This window comes from Parasedimentitalea denitrificans (assembly GCF_011813015.1).
Taxonomy (GTDB): Bacteria; Pseudomonadota; Alphaproteobacteria; order Rhodobacterales; family Rhodobacteraceae; genus Parasedimentitalea; species Parasedimentitalea denitrificans.
In genome coordinates, this window is record NZ_QHLQ01000040.1 from 1 (window position 1) to 16,650 (window position 16,650).

The 16,650-nt window shown below is 53.9% G+C and carries 15 protein-coding genes; 4 read left to right on the forward strand and 11 right to left on the reverse strand.

What is annotated here, in order from left to right; translation table 11 throughout:
- Positions 1 to 276: 276 nt before the first annotated feature.
- From DL239_RS20615 to phnD, 5 genes are all read right to left on the reverse strand, one after another.
- Positions 277 to 1,179: an HAD-IIA family hydrolase gene (locus DL239_RS20615; protein WP_167685986.1), complete on the reverse strand. Its 903-nt coding sequence runs from the start codon at positions 1,177 to 1,179 to the stop codon at positions 277 to 279.
- Between the two features lie 56 nt (positions 1,180 to 1,235).
- On the reverse strand, positions 1,236 to 2,048 hold the full coding sequence (gene phnE, locus DL239_RS20620) for a phosphonate ABC transporter, permease protein PhnE (RefSeq protein WP_167685987.1): 813 nt from the start codon (positions 2,046 to 2,048) through the stop codon (positions 1,236 to 1,238).
- Positions 2,045 to 2,839, reverse strand: coding sequence for a phosphonate ABC transporter, permease protein PhnE (phnE, locus tag DL239_RS20625; protein WP_167685988.1), 795 nt, complete (start codon positions 2,837 to 2,839; stop codon positions 2,045 to 2,047). Before phnE (DL239_RS20625) ends, phnE (DL239_RS20620) begins: the two co-directional genes overlap by 4 nt.
- On the reverse strand, positions 2,836 to 3,609 hold the full coding sequence (gene phnC, locus DL239_RS20630) for a phosphonate ABC transporter ATP-binding protein (RefSeq protein ID WP_167685989.1): 774 nt from the start codon (positions 3,607 to 3,609) through the stop codon (positions 2,836 to 2,838). The genes phnE (DL239_RS20625) and phnC overlap by 4 nt, the downstream gene beginning before the upstream one ends.
- 121 nt (positions 3,610 to 3,730) lie before the next feature.
- Positions 3,731 to 4,711, reverse strand: a complete 981-nt coding sequence (gene phnD, locus DL239_RS20635) for a phosphate/phosphite/phosphonate ABC transporter substrate-binding protein (RefSeq protein WP_167685990.1) — start codon at positions 4,709 to 4,711, stop codon at positions 3,731 to 3,733.
- 257 nt (positions 4,712 to 4,968) lie between these two features.
- Between phnD and DL239_RS20640 the strand changes: the two genes are divergently transcribed.
- The 3 genes from DL239_RS20640 to DL239_RS20650 all read left to right on the forward strand — a co-directional run bounded on the left by DL239_RS20640 (position 4,969) and on the right by DL239_RS20650 (position 8,822).
- The gene (locus DL239_RS20640) at positions 4,969 to 5,697 is read left to right on the forward strand and encodes a response regulator transcription factor (RefSeq protein ID WP_167685991.1); all 729 of its coding nucleotides are present in this window, start codon (positions 4,969 to 4,971) and stop codon (positions 5,695 to 5,697) included.
- Positions 5,697 to 8,189, forward strand: coding sequence for an ATP-binding protein (locus DL239_RS20645; RefSeq protein WP_167685992.1), 2,493 nt, complete (start codon positions 5,697 to 5,699; stop codon positions 8,187 to 8,189). The genes DL239_RS20640 and DL239_RS20645 overlap by 1 nt, the downstream gene beginning before the upstream one ends.
- Positions 8,190 to 8,522: 333 nt before the next feature.
- Positions 8,523 to 8,822 (forward strand): RidA family protein, encoded by a 300-nt coding sequence (locus tag DL239_RS20650; protein ID WP_240932101.1) that lies wholly within the window; start codon positions 8,523 to 8,525, stop codon positions 8,820 to 8,822.
- A 42-nt stretch (positions 8,823 to 8,864) separates the two neighbouring features.
- Here the strand turns inward: DL239_RS20650 and DL239_RS20655 are convergent, their stop codons facing one another.
- The 6 genes from DL239_RS20655 to DL239_RS20680 are packed head-to-tail and all read right to left on the reverse strand — an operon-like array spanning position 8,865 to position 15,097.
- A complete protein-coding gene (locus DL239_RS20655) occupies positions 8,865 to 9,896 on the reverse strand; it encodes an SIS domain-containing protein (protein ID WP_167685993.1) in 1,032 nt (343 codons plus the stop codon).
- Between the two features lie 2 nt (positions 9,897 to 9,898).
- Positions 9,899 to 10,936, reverse strand: a complete 1,038-nt coding sequence (locus DL239_RS20660; protein ID WP_167685994.1) for a glucokinase — start codon at positions 10,934 to 10,936, stop codon at positions 9,899 to 9,901.
- Positions 10,933 to 12,087: an ABC transporter ATP-binding protein gene (locus DL239_RS20665; protein ID WP_167685995.1), complete on the reverse strand. Its 1,155-nt coding sequence runs from the start codon at positions 12,085 to 12,087 to the stop codon at positions 10,933 to 10,935. The genes DL239_RS20660 and DL239_RS20665 overlap by 4 nt, the downstream gene beginning before the upstream one ends.
- An 8-nt stretch (positions 12,088 to 12,095) precedes the next feature.
- On the reverse strand, positions 12,096 to 12,935 hold the full coding sequence (locus DL239_RS20670; protein WP_167685996.1) for a carbohydrate ABC transporter permease: 840 nt from the start codon (positions 12,933 to 12,935) through the stop codon (positions 12,096 to 12,098).
- A gap of 2 nt (positions 12,936 to 12,937) precedes the next feature.
- Entirely contained in the window at positions 12,938 to 13,825 is an 888-nt protein-coding gene (locus DL239_RS20675) for a carbohydrate ABC transporter permease (RefSeq protein WP_167685997.1), read from the reverse strand.
- Between the two features lie 30 nt (positions 13,826 to 13,855).
- Entirely contained in the window at positions 13,856 to 15,097 is a 1,242-nt protein-coding gene (locus DL239_RS20680; protein ID WP_167685998.1) for an extracellular solute-binding protein, read from the reverse strand.
- Between the two features lie 126 nt (positions 15,098 to 15,223).
- Between DL239_RS20680 and DL239_RS20685 the strand changes: the two genes are divergently transcribed.
- Positions 15,224 to 16,429, forward strand: coding sequence for an ROK family transcriptional regulator (locus DL239_RS20685; protein ID WP_167685999.1), 1,206 nt, complete (start codon positions 15,224 to 15,226; stop codon positions 16,427 to 16,429).
- The last annotated feature ends 221 nt before the right edge of the window (positions 16,430 to 16,650 follow it).

Genomic DNA, 16,650 nt, shown 5'->3' on the forward strand with positions numbered 1-16,650 from the left:
TTACTGCACTTGGCATCCCCAAGACAGAGGCGATAGGCTAAATCCGTCCGGTGTCAGGGGAGGTCCGACCTCAACCCTATTTGTGCAACAAAGCCCCGTATATGCACACACCGATAAATGGATTGGGATCCATTGGTCATAAAGTATTGGCCTGTTTGCGCGCATTACTACGTAAGAGAACTTTTTGGCCCCAAGATCGAGCGCCACGAAAGTCAAAGTCTACACATTTCTAATGTGGGCCGGGAGCCGTGGAAAACTCAATAAAGCGTTGCGCGGTTAAGTCGTTTTAACAATCCAGTCAGGACGGATTGCTGATTTGCCAATAAATGGCGCTACTTCGTGGCCGCGAAATAGGCCATGATCCGTGACGAGGATTGTGCCGATGCCTGCAGCGGCGCCTCCCAGCACGTCTGTGTGCAGAGTATCGCCCACCATAGCTATACGGTGGCGGGGAATGCCTGTCAGCCGGTCGAGCGCGATCTCAAACGCATTGCCATACGGCTTGCCATAGAAGGCAGCCTTCACTCCGGTTTGCGCGATAATGTCATGTGCAAACAGTCCAGGTTCCAAAGACAGGCCATCCTCACGGGGGGCCACCAGATCCGGGTTGGCGATGATGAACGGACGAGGGTTGTCATTCAGGGCTTTGCTTAGTGCCGCTGTGTCTGCGTCCCGCCAGCGGGCGGACGACAGGATCAAAAATCCGCCAGCAGTGTTCAGCAAGTCAGGATTGTCGGTCAGGTGCGCTATCTGCGCTGCTTCTGGCGCATCGCTGAAATCATCACCCTGTGCGGCGGCGGCAGCCCAGACTTTGGAAGACGGTAATATGGGGAGATTGGCAAAAGCTACATCGCGGCTAGAGACCACCTCGGACGCGTCAAAGTCAAAACCAAGCCTGTGATACTTTGCCAGAATTTCGACACGGGTGTAGCTCGCAGCATTCGTTAGAACGATCAGCCGCTTGCCCAATGCGCGTAGCTCGGCCATGCGTTCCACCGCACCATCGATGGCGGTTTCACCGCGGTTCAGAACGCCAAAGGCATCCAGAATATAAGCATCAAAATCGCTAGCTGTATCTCGCAGGTCATGCCCAGAGAGAGATGTTTGAGGGAACTCTGCTGTAGGCAATTCTGCCCGCACGCTTTCATACCTTTGAAAGGCCCATTTAGTGTCGGTCATTGTGCTTGGTCTCTTGAAAAATAAGGTGGCCAGCGATTGCTGGCCACCAAATGATCTTAAAGGATTTTCTTGCGCAGGTAAGAAGAAACAACCTCTCCAAATACTACAAGTGCAAGGATGGTGAGAAGAACCATGGAGACCTCAGGCCAATTGAACGTGTCGATTGCACCTTGGAGGATCATGCCGATGCCGCCTGCGCCCACCAGACCGAGCACGGTGGACTCACGCAGGTTGATGTCCCAGCGCAGGATGGCGATTGCGAAAAAGGCTGGCATGATCTGAGGCACAATAGCGTAGAGCACAATCTTAAAGCGCGATGCGCCGCAGGCTTCCAATGCTTCAACCGGTTTCTGATCAATCTCTTCGATGGCTTCGCCAAGCAGTTTGCCCAAAAAGCCGATCGAACGAAACATGATGGCTACGATGCCTGCAACAATGCCGGGGCCGAAAATGGCCACGAAGAGAAGCGCCCAGATAATGGTGTTGACCGACCGGGAAGACACCAGGATGAAGCGGCCAATCCAGAGGGTTACCCTGTTTGGCGTGGTATTCTGTGCCGAAATGTAAGCAACAGGTAACGATACCACGACTGCAAACATCGTAGCCAGCGTGGCGATGTTCACGGTCTGCCAGATGGCCTCAAGGATTGACGGCAGATTGCTGGGGTCCGGTGGCATCATGCGGCCAAATAAGTCACCCATCTGTACAGGTGCATCCCAAACCCATTCCCAGATCACGTCAATGCTGCTCAGGGCCCAAGCCACGACAAGAAGAGTGAGCGTCAGGCCGCCATAGCGCATCAGGCGCTGGCGCATAGTGAAGCGCGACCAGTGATCGAGTGTTTGTTGCAAAGATTGAGTGCTCATCATGCAATCCTCTTCCTGACAAGTCCACTCACTGCTTCGGACACGAGAATGGCGCCGACAATGACCATGGTGATAGCGAGGGCAAAGTCATAATCGTAGCGACCAAAGGCATTGGCCAAGGTGGCGCCGATACCGCCGGCACCCACGATGCCAACCACTGCGGAAGCGCGTAAATTACTGTCCAACTGATAAATCCCCAGACCAACCAGACGTGGCATGATTTGTGGCACCACCGCATAGACCAACGTAGAAAGGAAACCCGCGCCGACAGAACGCATGGCCTCTACTTGGCCAAAGTCGATCTCTTCAATACGCTCGGCCAGCAATTTGGCAACAAAGCCAATGGAATACACCACCAGCGTCAATGCCCCGGCAAAAGGACCAAAGCCAACAGCCTTCACAAAGATGATGGCAACAATCACCGGATGGAAGCTGCGCGCTACAATGATAATGCTGCGCCCAATCAAGTAGATCGGTTTGATCGAGATATTGCTGGCCGCCATAAAGGCCAGCGGCACGGAAAGGGTAATACCGCCTACTGTGGCCAGTATGGCAATCTTCAAACTCTCCAGAAATCCGTCGATCAACAGGCCAGAGCGATCAAAGTTTGGCGGGAATGCCCCACTGAAAATGCGTTGCGCACGGCGCATGCCATCAGAGACACGATCCCAATCAATTGGCAGCGTGGCAATCGTCAGAACCACATAGATACTGACTGCTATGTAAAGCCCGTACCTTAGGCCTGGGTGGCTGATAAACGGCGGTTTGCGCCAAGTGTCTTTGCCAGTGCTCATGCGACGGCTCCAACTTCGGCGCGGTCCATGGCTGGAACTCCGGCATAGATTTCATCCATCTCCGCCTTCTCCAGCTTGCCGGGCAGGTCATCAAAAATGATGCGGCCATACCGCATGCCGACGATGCGGTCGCTGTACTCTTTCGCTTCGGTCACGTTGTGGATGTTGATGATCACCGGCAACTTCAGTTCAGAGGCCAGATCGCGAAGAAGCGACATGATCTGCTCTGATGTTTTGGGGTCGAGCGAAGCTGTGGGTTCATCAGCCAAGAGAATTTCGGGGCGCTGCATCAACGCCCGCACAACGCCGACGCGCTGACGCTCCCCACCGGAGAGTTCATCGGCGCGGCGGTCTGCGTAATGCGCAATGCCAACCCGCTCCATCAATTCATATGCGTGGCGGATATCTTCACGCGGATAACGGCGCGTGAGCGCGGCCCACGTAGAGATATAGCCCAAACGGCCCGACTGGACGTTTTCCATCACGGTCAAACGGTCGATTAGATTGAAACTTTGAAAGACCATGCCAATGCGACGGCGCGCGGTGCGCAGCTCTCGGCGGTTCAAGGTGGTGAATTCGGTGCCGTTCAGATCGACGGACCCCGAGGTGGGTTCAACCAATCGATTGATACAGCGCAGAAGAGTACTTTTGCCGGCCCCGGAAGAGCCGATAACGGAAGTAAGCTGATCGCCTTCAACAGTCAGATCCAGCTCTTTGAGCACCGGATCGCCGGAACCATATCGTTTAGTAAGTTTGGAGATTTTTAGCATTGAGGTCCCTCGGACATAGCGCGGCTCTGCCTATGACGTGCCCCCTAAGGAGGGTGCGCACAAGGCCGGAGAAGGGCCCAGACCGCGGGGAACGCAGTCCGGGCTAGATTTGGTTTTCAGGTTACTTTCCAGCAAGACCTTGAGGCGTATATTCTACACCATTGGACTTCTGAATTTGACGGATAACCGCCCATTGATCCTGATATGTGATTGGAATGAACTTGCTGACGCCGGCAAACTCATCACCCAATTTGGTGCCAGAAAATTCGAATGTGAAGAAGGCTTCTTTGATCTTCTCAGCCAGCGCTGGATCCAAGTTGTGTGCCACGTTGAAGGAAGTGGTCGGGAACGGATCGCTTTCCCAAATCATCCGTACGTCATTGGTGTCATAGAGACCACGTTCGGCCATACGATCAACAACTTCAGACGCCACTGGTGCGGCGTCATAGTCGCCTGCTACAACACCCAGCATGGATTGGTCATGGGAACCGGAGTAAGTCACTTCGTAGTCTTTGTCAGGTTCAACGCCCAAAGATGGGAACAACGCGCGTGGTGCTTGGTTGCCGGAGTTGGAGGTTGGCGAGGTGTGTGCGACGCGGCGGCCAGCCAGATCTTTCACTGTCTGGATATCGCTGTCTGCTTGGGTGAAGACCTGCAGCTTGTAGCCAAACTGGCCGTCATCGGCACCCATGATAGCAAACGGCACCGCACCAGCGAGGTTCACTGCAAACGGAGTTGGACCAGTTGAAAAGCCCGCTACGTGCAAACGGCCCGAACGCATGGCTTCGACTTCGGCAGAGTTGGATTGCACCGCGAAGAACTGAACGTCCTTGCCGGTGACGTTTTCCATATGCGCGATGAAGGGCGCCCAGATGTCTGCATAAACCGCCGGATCCTCAACCGGAGTGTAGGCAAATACCAGAGTGTCCGGGTTGCTCAGCTTTGCTGGATCAGTTGGAGTGTCCGCAACCAGATCGCCGTTGGCGTCACAATACAGTTCATCGAGCGCGCCACGATCGGCACAGTCTTCGGCGGCGGCAGCGAAAGCGCTTGCCGACAGGATGCCCAGTGCCGTTGCGGCGCGGGTTATAAATGGTGTCATGGTGTCCTCCCTTATAACGTTTGCCTTTTTCCAATTGTACCAAAGGCAATACGCTGACCAGCCCAAGGTAGAAGGGTATCGCGCCGAGGCGAGACTAGTTCTGTTAATGAAACAGACGGAAAGCCAGTTTAATGTTAACAATATTACAAACTCGTACGCACGGGCTCAAAATCTGGCATGATCGGCATCACTGAATCGGAAACGGCCCGAAGGCTGGTAGGTTTCTGATGCCGCTGAAGGTCACAGGAAGAGGTTGTATGCAGACAGGCAAATCTGAGCCGCTCATTGCCATTGTCGACGACGATGAAAACGTGCGTGTCACCCTTTCCGCATTGATGCGCGAAAGTGGGTTTGATGCCGTGTGTTGCCCCGATATCCCTTCTTTTATGGCGCTAGGCGATCCGCCGCCAGTTGATTTGGCATTGATTGATCTGCGTTTGCGCGGAGAGTCTGGGCTAACTTTGGCTATCCACATTCGTGAGCGCTACGAAATTCCGATTGTGATGCTAACCGGTGTAGGGGACGAGATCGACAAGATCATCGGGCTGGAAACTGGCGCGGATGACTACCTGATCAAACCTTTTAATCCGCGCGAGCTGGTCGCGCGCATTCGGGCGGTGTTGCGGCGCTATGGGCATGGCGGCCCGAAGCCCAATATATCTTCGGGGCAAGGAATTGCCTTTGGCACCAAGCGCATTGATGTTCAGACCCGTCGTGTGTTGGACGCCGACGGCGAGGAGATCCCGCTGACCAATGCGGAATATCGTCTGTTGGAGTACTTTGCACGTAATCCCAACCGGGTCATCCCGCGACCAGAATTGTTGGAGGAGTTGGGGTCGGACATGCAACGTTATGTAGATCGCACAATCGATGTATTGATCCTGCGACTGCGCCGTAAAATTGAACCGGTTGCGTCTAAGCCGGTGCATCTGCAGACACGCCGAGCGCAAGGCTATATTTTCCACTTGTCGCCGGAAGGCCAGTGATGCCCTATCTTTCCAATCTGAGTGTCCGCTTTCGCCTGTCATCTGCGCTTGCGGTTCTATTTGGCCTGATCCTACTGGTAAGTTTGATAGGTGTGCTGGTGTTAAACCGCACCGAACTGTGGATGAACGTGCTGCACAAGGACACGTTGGCAGAAGTTTCCGATGCGTTGGATTTATCACGGGAATCCGCCGATTTGGCGACCTCTGCGCCATTTCTGCACGCGCTCTTCCCTCCGTTTCAGTTAGGTCAGGAAGAGGAAAAGGTGGTAGCAAGCCTGAACCGGATTGAAGCGCTGGCAGCTGGCAACGGCGAGTTGGATTTACCGGTCGCCCGCCTTCGGTTTGCCATCGATGATTTAACGTCAGCATTGAAACCGCAAACCGCACGTCAGGCGGACTTGGATGCGATTGATCGCGACATGGTGCGGCTTAATCAGCGGGTGCGGCGCCTAGCGGGGGACACCGCCTTGCCACTGGAGGAGCGAGAAGTTTGGGCTGGGCTACAGCAACTTACCGCCAGCGCGATCGGAGCAGGGCGGGCCAATGCGTTGATAGAACTGGGGGATTTCAGTCTTCGGTTCACGAGGCAACGAAGCCAATTGTTGCCGCAGCTATTGCCGGTTCATGAGGAGACTTTGACGGAAATAGATCAAGCCACGTTGCGTAGCGACAATTTGTTTGCCCTCAAGCATCGTGATTTAGCAGCGCGGCTTGATGCAGAAAACGCATTGTTTCGTATCCGTCAGGAAGTCAGTCGTGTCAGCACCTTTGCTGAGGCAACAGTGGCACAAGCAGAGGCGCGGCTTTCACTGGCCCGTGCAGAGACCTCCAACAATCTCGAATTTGCCAAGAATGTCTTTCTTGCACTGACCGCAGCAAGCTTGCTGGTGGCGATCACGTCGTCGCTCTACGTGTCGCGTTACGTAGCCCGTAATCTGCATCTTATTGCAGAGGCCATGCGCAGGCTTGCGGCCGGGAACCACAGCACGGTTCTGCCACAAGGGCCAAATTCCGAGGATGAGATTGGGCAGCTGTATGCAGCGTTTCATGTGTTTCGGGAGAGCGCCCGAAAGTTGGAACGCAGAACCCGACAGATCGGCCACCAGAACGCGTTGTTCTCGCGTGTGTTTCGCAACATCAAAGATGGCGTGGCGATTGCTGCTACCGATGGCAGTATCGAAGCGGAAAACGACAATCTCCGCCAACTTCTGAGACTGCCACCTGCGGAGGAGGGCGTGCGCGTGCATGTTCAGGAATTGGTCGCGAAATCAAACTTTTCAAGGCGGACGTCTGCCGTTGAGCACGGTGGGTTTGAAGAATATGCCGACCCCGCAGGTAACGTCTTGGAGCTTCGACGCTCACCTTTGCCTAATGGGGAAGAAGTTTGGCTTTTGTCAGAAACCACTGAGCGCAAAAGGGTTGAACAACGACTGGAGGAAATTCGACGGGTAGAGGCACTGGGGAAAGTGTCTGGGGAGGTTGCCCATGATTTCGGCAATATCCTTTCAAGCATCTCCGGCAATCTGCACCTACTAGAGGCGGCAGATTCCGAAGAGGCACGACATCTTCACACCCGTCTAAGGTCAGCATTAGATTTGGGCGTCTCCCTGACAGAGAGATTGCTGGCGTTCGCGCGTAAACAACATCTAGAGCCGCAGGTGACTGACATTGGATTACTGGTCGAGGGCATGGCCGATCTTTTAGAAATCGCCGTGCCAAACTCGGTGTCGATGGAATTTGAGATCCCGACTGAGCCCGTTCTGGTCAAGGTGGATCCGGGACAGCTGGAAAGCGCAGTCTTGAACCTCTGTGTCAATGCCGGTCAGGCAATCGGCGGCGACGGGCATATCCAAGTATGTGTGACCGGTGATGGCGGCGCAAAATTGTCGATCCGCGACAACGGTTCCGGCATGTCACCTGATGTGCTGCGCCGCGCAACGGAGCCTTTCTATTCAAACCGAGATGATGGCAGTGGCACAGGTTTGGGTCTGTCCATGGTCGACGGTTTTGTCCATCAATCTGGTGGGCAACTCAGCCTTACGTCTCAAACGGAGGGCCCACATCGAGGCACGACCGTGACCCTATGTTTTCCCTCACTGGCTGACGAGTCCGGTCAATCCGATAATTTGGTGGTGCCAGGAACGGCATTGGTGGTTGATGACGACCCCGCATATCTGGCCTCTGCGTCAGCTACTCTGGAACGATTGGGTTATGTCGTTTTCCGGGCGGCAAGTTTTAGTGAAGGTCGCGCTCAGCTGCAGCAGCAACCTAGGCTGGACCTGGTGTTGAGTGACCTGAACTTGGACAATGGAGCGTCTGGGTGGGAAATTCTTCAGTTGGGGCATAGCCTGTTTCCTGAGTGTCGGTTGGTTCTCATGTCGACCAGAGAAACCCATCGCGTTCCAAGGGCGCTCGTCAGTGCCACCCGGCTGGCTACTCTCACGAAACCCTTTACAGAATCTATGCTGCGGAAACTGGTTGCCTCATCCTGATGGTTTGAAAACTTGCCTTCTCTTAAGGCACTTTCCGGAATATGGCGACGCCCAATGTTCCATGGTTCCATAGGTTGGAGTTTTCAAACAGTGTATGATCTGAGTTCAAGGCTGTTACTTGCTGTCAACAATACGAAAGTCGGCCTCGACTAGTCACTACATATATGGGCGTGTCAAATTGCTCAGTTGCAACGTAATACACATATGAACTGGAAACGTGGGTTCAGGTCCTTCAGCGCGGTCGGCGCCAACCGAGGCGATGTAAAGGTCACTTAACGACGAAGGGCAAATTAAGAAGAGACACCAACTAAAAGATTCTACCAATCGATTTGAATGACGGACGCGCATGAGGCCTCTAGGGCCGTGCGAGTGGCTTTGGTCGACGGCATCGAGAGCCAGACCCGCAAAACGATGGACAATCTGATCGCGGCCCTGGCGCTTGCAGACTGCACGCTGGAGGACATCGCCAAGGTTGGTGTCTGGCTGGATGATCCTCGCGACTTTTGGAACTTTAACAGGGTGTATGCCAGCTATTTTCCCAACGGCGGGCCCGCGAGATCCACAGTGCGTTCGCAGATCATGGTCGATGCCAAAGTCGAAATCGACGCAGTGGTCTTTAAACCACTGGATTAATTCCTGGCCTGCAAGGAGTGGCGGAAACTGTAGCCCAAAGCGCTATACAGTTTCTGTTACCTTTTTCAGATGGCGGGGGGCATCAGGATTGCCCCCTCGTTCCTGGCTTAAGCGTTCAACCATCGCATAGAATGATACCACCAAAGCAATCGGGTCCGTAAGTGGGTGGGCAGTTCTCACGTGGTCAATGCGCTGCGCCTTGCCAACCAGATTTGAGGTTGCAAAAACATTAGCCCCCTGCCCTGAGATCCGGTCAGCCATCTTAGCGACCGCTGATTCAGCAGCATCTTGTGCCGCAAAGCAGAGCAAGGGAAACCCGCTATCAACAATTGAGACTGGACCATGCAGAACTTCAGCCGATGAATAGCTCTCTGCATGTAACTGGCAGGTTTCTTTGAACTTTAATGCAGCCTCGTTTGAAACGGCCCAGCTGGGACCACGGCCAAGCGTGAAAACAGACGGCTGACCACCTATCGCACCCCGCACTTCGGGCCAGTCCAGGCCAATTGCCGTTGCTAGAACGGTTGGCAATTGGTGAATCGCCCCGCGCAATTCCGGGTCATTCTTCCATTCCGCAAGCAGCAACAGACCTGCCACCATAGAATTTACGAACGATTTTGTGGCGGCAACGCTCAGCTCGGGCCCGGCCATCATATCTAGCGAATGGGCCGATCCAGTCGCCAGTGGCGACGTGGGGTCATTGGTGATGGCCACTGAATACGCACCACCTCGCCGCGCTGATTGAGCCATTTCAACGATGTCCGGGCTTTGACCAGACTGCGATACAGCAAGGGCAAGCCCTCCATTGAGCAGCATTTGAGCGCCGTAAATGGATGCTACAGACGGGCCGACGGAGGCGACTGGAATGCCCAATGTCAGTTCTGCAGCATATTTGAAAAAGGCACATGCGTGGTCTGATGATCCGCGTGCAACGGTTACTGCAAACGCCGTTTCACGCTCGCGCAGGGTCGCAGCCACCTTAGCGACTTCACAACCGCTTCCCGTCAATAGGCGGTCAACTGCATCAGGGATTTCCTGTATTTCTCGCCGCATTTGGCTGATTGCTTTTGTCATTTTCAAAACCCTGCGGCCTTCGATGTTATTGAATTTTGGCAATGTCCGCGTAGTCCAGAAGAACTTAGATGCGAACCAGTCATCATCATTGCGGCCAAACAGCCTTCTAGTGCGGCGTGATCATCCGTCATCAAATACACTGGAACAGACCGTAACAAGTTGCTCTGACGACCTTTTGCCGTGAATTCATCCCAAAACAAATCACTTGAAATCAGGCTTTTGCATGCCCTCGTGACACCACCCGAAAGGTAAAGCCCACCAACGGGAAGGAATGCAAGAACCAGATCCCCTGCAACCCGCGCAAGAAGCCTAACCAGCATTTTTGCCGTGTGCTCACAGGTTTCGTCGCGCTGCTCAATCGCCTGCTGTATGATTTCCTGAGTCGTAAAGTTTTGCGGTGCAACCCCGGTGTGCGAGCAAACCCACTGGTAAATTTCCAGAACGCCCTGACCGGACAATGCTCTTTCAACGGATGCCCTGCCGCGATTTCGTGCCAAATGGTCCCGCAATAACAGCTCGTTTGGTGTTTCAACGGGTAAGGTCATGTGACCACATTCAGCCGCGTGGACCACTGGTTGGGCATCTGCGTCCAAGGTCATAGCAGCGGCGTTAAACCCTGTCCCCGCGCCAAGAACCATCCTTGTGCCATTTTGACTTGTCGCAGTTTTTGGCCCTGCAACATGTGAAACCTGCCCCCCTGACAGACGGCCGATGGCAAACCCAAGTGCTTCAAAATCATTAAGAAACCTGATTTCTGTCGCTCCGGTTACAGCGCATGCGCTCGATTTGTCGATGTGCCAATCGCGGTTGGTTAGGGTAATCGCATCGTCTTCCACCGGAGCAGCCACCGCAAGGCAAGCCTTGTGGCATTTCTCAACCTTTTGCTGCCTGAGATAGGCGCCAACCAGCGAATAGAAACTTGTGTAATCGCTGTTACGGTACCGGTGCGAAGTTCCCTTGTGGATTCCATTTGCTCCGGCAAGCCCAAGCCGCGTGTTGGTTCCACCGATATCCGCAACCAGAATTGGTCCCGTGGTCATAGACGTTCTCCGCTCTGGGGATCGAAGTATGAGATCTTGGTGACATCAAAACATATGGGAACAGTCTCGCCCGAACGGACATCCGCATCGCCATGCAACCGTGCGGTCACTTCGGCGCCACCAAGACGGATCACGGCAAATGTGTCTGAACCTGCAGGCTCAACCACATCAAGCAGGCAGTCAAAGTGCTGATCGGCATGAACCGCGCGTGAGCCTAGATCTGTCAAAGCCTCGGGTCGCAGACCAATCTTTAGCGCAGCGCCCTGACGCTTTACGATCCCGGCGCTCGGCGCCGGATCATGCAAGACCAATGGGGGCTGTCCATCTTCACGGGCTATTTCAATCCTTGCCACCGAACCGTCCATTGTGACCTTGGCATCAAGAATATTCATCGCCGGAGAACCCATGAAATCAGCGACAAAGATATTGGCCGGGGTGTCATAAATCTCTCTCGGTGTACCGACCTGCTGAATCACACCGTCTTTCATCACAACGATTTTTGTCGCCAGTGTCATCGCTTCGATCTGGTCGTGGGTGACATAGATGATCGAAGCATTCAGGCGCTGGTGCAGACGTTTGATTTCGGTCCGCATCGTCACCCGCAGCTTGGCATCAAGGTTGGACAGCGGCTCATCGAACAAAAACAACTTGGGGTCGCGAACCAATGCCCTGCCCATAGCAACACGTTGGCGTTGCCCCCCCGACAACTGTGCTGGCGCACGGTCAAGCAACGGTTCAATTTTCAACAGCTCGGCAACCTGTTTGATTTTCTCGTCACGCTGTGCCTTCGGCACTTTGCGCACTTCAAGGCCAAAGCCGATGTTTTCTGCAACGCTCATATTGGGGAACAGTGCATAGGACTGGAAAACCATCGCAATGTCGCGTTTTGCGGGATCGGTATGGGTCACATCGGCGCCACCAATCCGCAGATGGCCCGATGTGACCTCGGTCAAGCCACCGATACATCCCAGCAAGGTCGACTTGCCACAGCCAGACGGGCCAACCAGCACTAGGAAATCGCCCTCCTTTATTGAAACGCTGATGTCTTTTAAGATTTTCAGGTCGCCGTAACTCTTGTTCAGGTTTTTAACGGATAGGATTGGCGTAGAGGGCACCGCGGTACTCCCTTTAGATTGAAGGTGAGTTGTCATGTTATGCATCATCCCTTGACGCTTCCGGCTGCAAGACCCGAGACGATGAAGCGCTGAAAGCAAATTGCCAGAATGGCCGGCGGAAGGGTGGCCAGGACACCAACCGATGCGATCACACCATAGTCAGTGACCCGCCCAGCCGAGAAATCGGCAATGGCAACCGGCAGGGTTTTGGCGCTGAGATCGCTGGTGAATATAAGGGCATAAAAGAACTCGTCCCAGGCCACCAGAAAGGACAGCATACACGTTGCTGCGATGGCTGGCAGCGCCAGAGGCAGCACCACACGGCGCAGGGTAAACGCTGTTGTTGCGCCCTCCATGAATGCGGCCTGCTCAATCTCGACCGGCAGAACGTCAATGTTGCTCTTCATTAGCCAGGTTGCAAAAGGCAGCAACATCGCGCTGTAAACAATCACGAGCGTGGTGGTTTTGTTCAGTGCACCCATCCCGCCAAATATCTCGTATAGTGGCAGCACATAGGTAATCGGCGGCATCATGATGGTGGCAAGGAAAGCAAACAGCAGCGCCAGCGAAGCCCCCCGGCGAGAAAACGCATAAGCAGCGGGAACCGCGACGATTAGGGCAATCAGAGTTGCCCCCCCAGCTGTAAGCAAGCTGTTGCGCAATGCCCCAAGAAACCGCTGGCCTGAACCTTCGTTTAGATCCATCAGCCGCCCGTACCGGGAAAGGTTAACTTCGTTTGGCCACCAGTTGAGCGGCACCGCCGTCAGGTCATTGGGGCTGCTGATGCTCATCAGCAGTAGCCAGACCAAAGGAGCCAAGGTGAACAGCGTCAGCAACAAAGCGGCAGAATACAGTGCAATCGAAGCAAACAAAGACCGTTGCATGATCAGGCCCCCCGTTGGTCGCGGCGAACGCCAGCGTAATAAGCCAAGATCAACACAGCGCTGATACCAGCAACCAGCACCGCATAGGATGCCCCACTGCCCGAGCGCAGATAGCTAAAATACTCTTGGTAGACATAGAAACTTGCAGTTTTTGTGCCGTCAGACGGGCCACCACGTGTCATCACATAGATGATGTCAAAAACACGGAAGGCCTCGATTGTTCGCAGGATCAACACAACCAGCATCGGCCCGATGATCCACGGCAGAGTGATAGAGCGGAACCGCTTCCAGGCCCCTGCCCCTTCGATGGCGGCTGCTTTCAGCAGGTCGCCGGGAATGGTTTGCATGGCGGCCAGTGCGATATAAGCAACCAGCGGAAAGTTTTTCCAGACATCGGCCAAAATCACCATATTCAAGGCGCGATCAGGATCCCCCAACCAACTGGTGTAGCTGTCAATCAAGCCCAGCTGCAGCAATAGCGAATTCAACGCGCCGTAATCCGGGTGGTAAATCAGCCGCCAGGCCACAGCGTTCACAATGGTTGGCACCGCCCAGGGCAGAATAATGATGATCCGCAGGAACATCCGCCCCCGGAATTGCTGGTTCAGTAGCAGCGCCACGGCAATGCCAAGCACACCTTCGAGCCCGACCGATACAACCGTGAAGTAAAGCGTTCGGCCCAATGCATCCAAGAAGTCAGGATCGGTCAGGGCCCAGATGTAGTTCTCTAGTCCAATCCAGTTGACCTGCTGCTCGCGCGCAGTGATTTCCGCGTCCGTAAAACTGGTCCAGAGGGTCTGAAAAAAGGGTAAGACGGTGATAAACGAGAGCACCAAGATTGCCGGTAATAGCAGAACCCATTTTTCGCGTGATCTACTGATTGCAGACATCTTTGTGCTCTCTCTTGTTAGTCGTTCAGATCAGCGAATACGTGCAACGCGTTTGGCGGCGTTACCCAATGCTTCTTCCGAGGTAGTCTGATCCAACAGCGCCCCGTGCAGATGTTTCTGCAAGATGCTCGACACCTCGGTATAAGAGGCAACCAGCGGACGTGGGTACATTACAGCAATAGACTTATCCGCCGCCGCAACCAGATCTTCCTGTCCATCAGTCACAGCTGACTGCGAGTATGACCCTTTCCAGATCGGCAGGCTCAGTGTGGCAAATTCTTCCTGGGTCGCCTGATTTGTCAGGTGGGTGATATAGGCCCAGGCCTCATCCGCATGGGGGCTGTTGGCAGGGATACCCAAGCCCATGGAACCGTTGACAGCTGACGCTTCGGACACGCCGGATACACCCGGAGCCGACATCACGCCAACCTTACCTGCCACCTGGCTCTCAGCCGGGTCATTGACCAGCGAGTTCATGTAGGTCCAGTTCATCGCAAAGGCCGCGTCACCAGCCGAGAACACCCGGCGTACGTCTTCTTCGAAGTACTCAAGCGAGGCAGGATTGGTCAGCCCGTCACCCAGCGACGTTTTCATATAGTCTAGCGCAGCTTTTGCACCGCCAGTCTCAAACGCTGGTTTGCCGTCGTCAAAGAACACACCGCCGTGAGCAGCGGTCAAGGTTGTGAAATCACAGATCATCGCTTCCGATTGCGACCAGCTCCAGACCAATGGGTACTCAACCAGTCCCTTATCCTTGATTACCTTGGCCTGCGCCAAAACGTCTTGCCAAGTTGCTGGTGGTGTTTCGATGCCGGCTGCGGCCAGAATTTCTGTATTATAATACAGATACTTGGTGTCCAGGATCCAAGGCATACCATAACGCTTGCCGTCGTACTCTACTGTTGTCCAAGCGCCATCAAAGATTTTGCTGGTCAGATCAGCTGCTACCCTGTCGCTAACGTCAGTCAGAAAACCACGCTCAGCAAACTCGGCCGGCCAGATGACGTCAAACAACACAACATCATAACCATCATCCCCTGCACCTGATGCGGCGATGATTTTATCATGCAAAGCTTCGTATGGAACAAACTCTAGCTCAACTCTAGTGCCCGGGTTCGCTGCCTCGAATGCCGAGGTCATCGATTTAATATTGTCTTCGCTATAGGCCGCCTGGCTCATGAACAATGCGTTCAATGTGGTGTCGGCCATTGCGGCAGATGCCATTAGCGCCGTGGTGGAGGCCGTTACGGCCATGAGTTTAATCAATTTCATGTCTTCCTCCCTTGGATGAGCAACGTGCTCCAATAGAACACTATATGGCCCGCTTCAATTTATTTGTCAATTTGTTTTAAAAAATAGAACGTGCTTGTGTGCCGACATTAGATTCGCAGGTAGACCATGGAAAAAACTGAAAAATCCCATTCCTTTAGAACTTCAGGCACAAATCTTCGCAAAGCCAAGACTCACAACCATAGTGTCGTGCTTGAAGTGATTCGAACCCAAGGACCAATCTCGCGAACCAAGATTTCGCAGGTCACATCGCTGTCGCGCCAAACGATTCAAAACATTGTTGCACAGCTTGAAGAACTGGATCTGATACAGATGACAGCCAGCAAAATCGTTGGCCGAGGTCATCCCGGGATGGAAGTTTCATTAAATAAAGATGCGGCCCTTAGCTTTGGCATTCACGTGGACCGAACCCGCGCAACGGCAGTGGTGTGTAACTTGGACGGTCAGGCCACCTGGGAGACGACCCGCGATTTGTCTTCGGCCACACCCGAAGCGGCAAACACTGCCATTGCGGCCATTGTCTCAACATTTCGCAAGGCACACGGCGACCTGTTCCCTACCGTTGTAGGCTGTGGCATAGCTGCCGCCGGCCCTTTTGGCAGCCAAACCGTCCCCAACGGAGACCCTACCAGCTTTCACGAGCTTGGTACCCAAGAGAATCTAGCCCTTCTTGAGCGCCAACTGGGATTACCAATTGCACTGGAGAATGACGCTGCAGCTGCAGCAGTCGGCGAAGGGTTTTATGGCGCAGGCCGGGGCGTGGAGAATTTTGCCTTTCTGCAATTTGGCGTTGGTCTCGGCGCAGGCTTTGTCCTTAAGGGCGATCCATACACGGGGTCGCACGGAAACGCAGGGGAGCTTGGGCATGTGATCGTCGAGCTTGATGGAGAACCCTGCCCGTGTGGAAACTCCGGCTGCCTTGAGCGCTATTTATCCATCGACGCGCTGTGCCGCCATCTTGGATTGCCGCGTGACGATAGATCAACATTCAATACGATATCCGAGCTGATTGACGCTAAAGATGAAAAAATAATTGCTTGGATAAAAAACGCCATTCCAAGACTTCATCAGGCAGTGAATATCCTAGAATTAATGCTAGATCCCGAGACCATCATTATTGGGGGAACGACACCCGAGAGCTTTCTCAAACTGTTAATTCAGATGGCCACACCATTTCCGGCTGCATTGTCCAAGCGGGAAGACGGTAAGCGAATCCAAAACGGGGCTGCTGGCAACTTCTCCGTCGCGCTTGGCGCTTCAGCCGTTTCCATGAACACCCACTTTGCACCTTCGGTGTCTCGCCTTGTTTTATAATATCTCAAGGACCAGGCCGTATGTTTCAACTGTCCGGTCAGTTCAGGAAATATCAGGTCTTCCTTTTCTTTAATCTTGCCGCGGTTTTAAATCTCCACTTATGAATGGGTAATCGGAGGACCATAGGTGTCTGACGTCAGCGCTTATGGGTCCAAATAGCGGTATTTGCTAAGAGAGGGTTTGTTGCTCATCAGTAACCACTGAGGAGTGGACGATGAGAA

Excerpts from the sequence above, each read along its gene's own strand:
- DL239_RS20660 (WP_167685994.1), bottom strand. The coding sequence starts at position 10,936 with ATGACCACGGGACCAATTCTGGTTGCGGATATCGGTGGAACCAACACG.
- DL239_RS20655 (WP_167685993.1), bottom strand. The coding sequence starts at position 9,896 with ATGACAAAAGCAATCAGCCAAATGCGGCGAGAAATACAGGAAATCCCT.
- DL239_RS20650 (WP_240932101.1), top strand. The coding sequence starts at position 8,523 with ATGACGGACGCGCATGAGGCCTCTAGGGCCGTGCGAGTGGCTTTGGTC.
- DL239_RS20665 (WP_167685995.1), bottom strand. The coding sequence starts at position 12,087 with ATGACAACTCACCTTCAATCTAAAGGGAGTACCGCGGTGCCCTCTACG.
- phnD (WP_167685990.1), bottom strand. The coding sequence starts at position 4,711 with ATGACACCATTTATAACCCGCGCCGCAACGGCACTGGGCATCCTGTCG.
- DL239_RS20640 (WP_167685991.1), top strand. The coding sequence starts at position 4,969 with ATGCAGACAGGCAAATCTGAGCCGCTCATTGCCATTGTCGACGACGAT.
- DL239_RS20645 (WP_167685992.1), top strand. The coding sequence starts at position 5,697 with ATGCCCTATCTTTCCAATCTGAGTGTCCGCTTTCGCCTGTCATCTGCG.
- DL239_RS20680 (WP_167685998.1), bottom strand. The coding sequence starts at position 15,097 with ATGAAATTGATTAAACTCATGGCCGTAACGGCCTCCACCACGGCGCTA.
- phnC (WP_167685989.1), bottom strand. The coding sequence starts at position 3,609 with ATGCTAAAAATCTCCAAACTTACTAAACGATATGGTTCCGGCGATCCG.
- phnE (WP_167685988.1), bottom strand. The coding sequence starts at position 2,839 with ATGAGCACTGGCAAAGACACTTGGCGCAAACCGCCGTTTATCAGCCAC.
- phnE (WP_167685987.1), bottom strand. The coding sequence starts at position 2,048 with ATGATGAGCACTCAATCTTTGCAACAAACACTCGATCACTGGTCGCGC.
- DL239_RS20615 (WP_167685986.1), bottom strand. The coding sequence starts at position 1,179 with ATGACCGACACTAAATGGGCCTTTCAAAGGTATGAAAGCGTGCGGGCA.
- DL239_RS20685 (WP_167685999.1), top strand. The coding sequence starts at position 15,224 with ATGGAAAAAACTGAAAAATCCCATTCCTTTAGAACTTCAGGCACAAAT.
- DL239_RS20670 (WP_167685996.1), bottom strand. The coding sequence starts at position 12,935 with ATGCAACGGTCTTTGTTTGCTTCGATTGCACTGTATTCTGCCGCTTTG.
- DL239_RS20675 (WP_167685997.1), bottom strand. The coding sequence starts at position 13,825 with ATGTCTGCAATCAGTAGATCACGCGAAAAATGGGTTCTGCTATTACCG.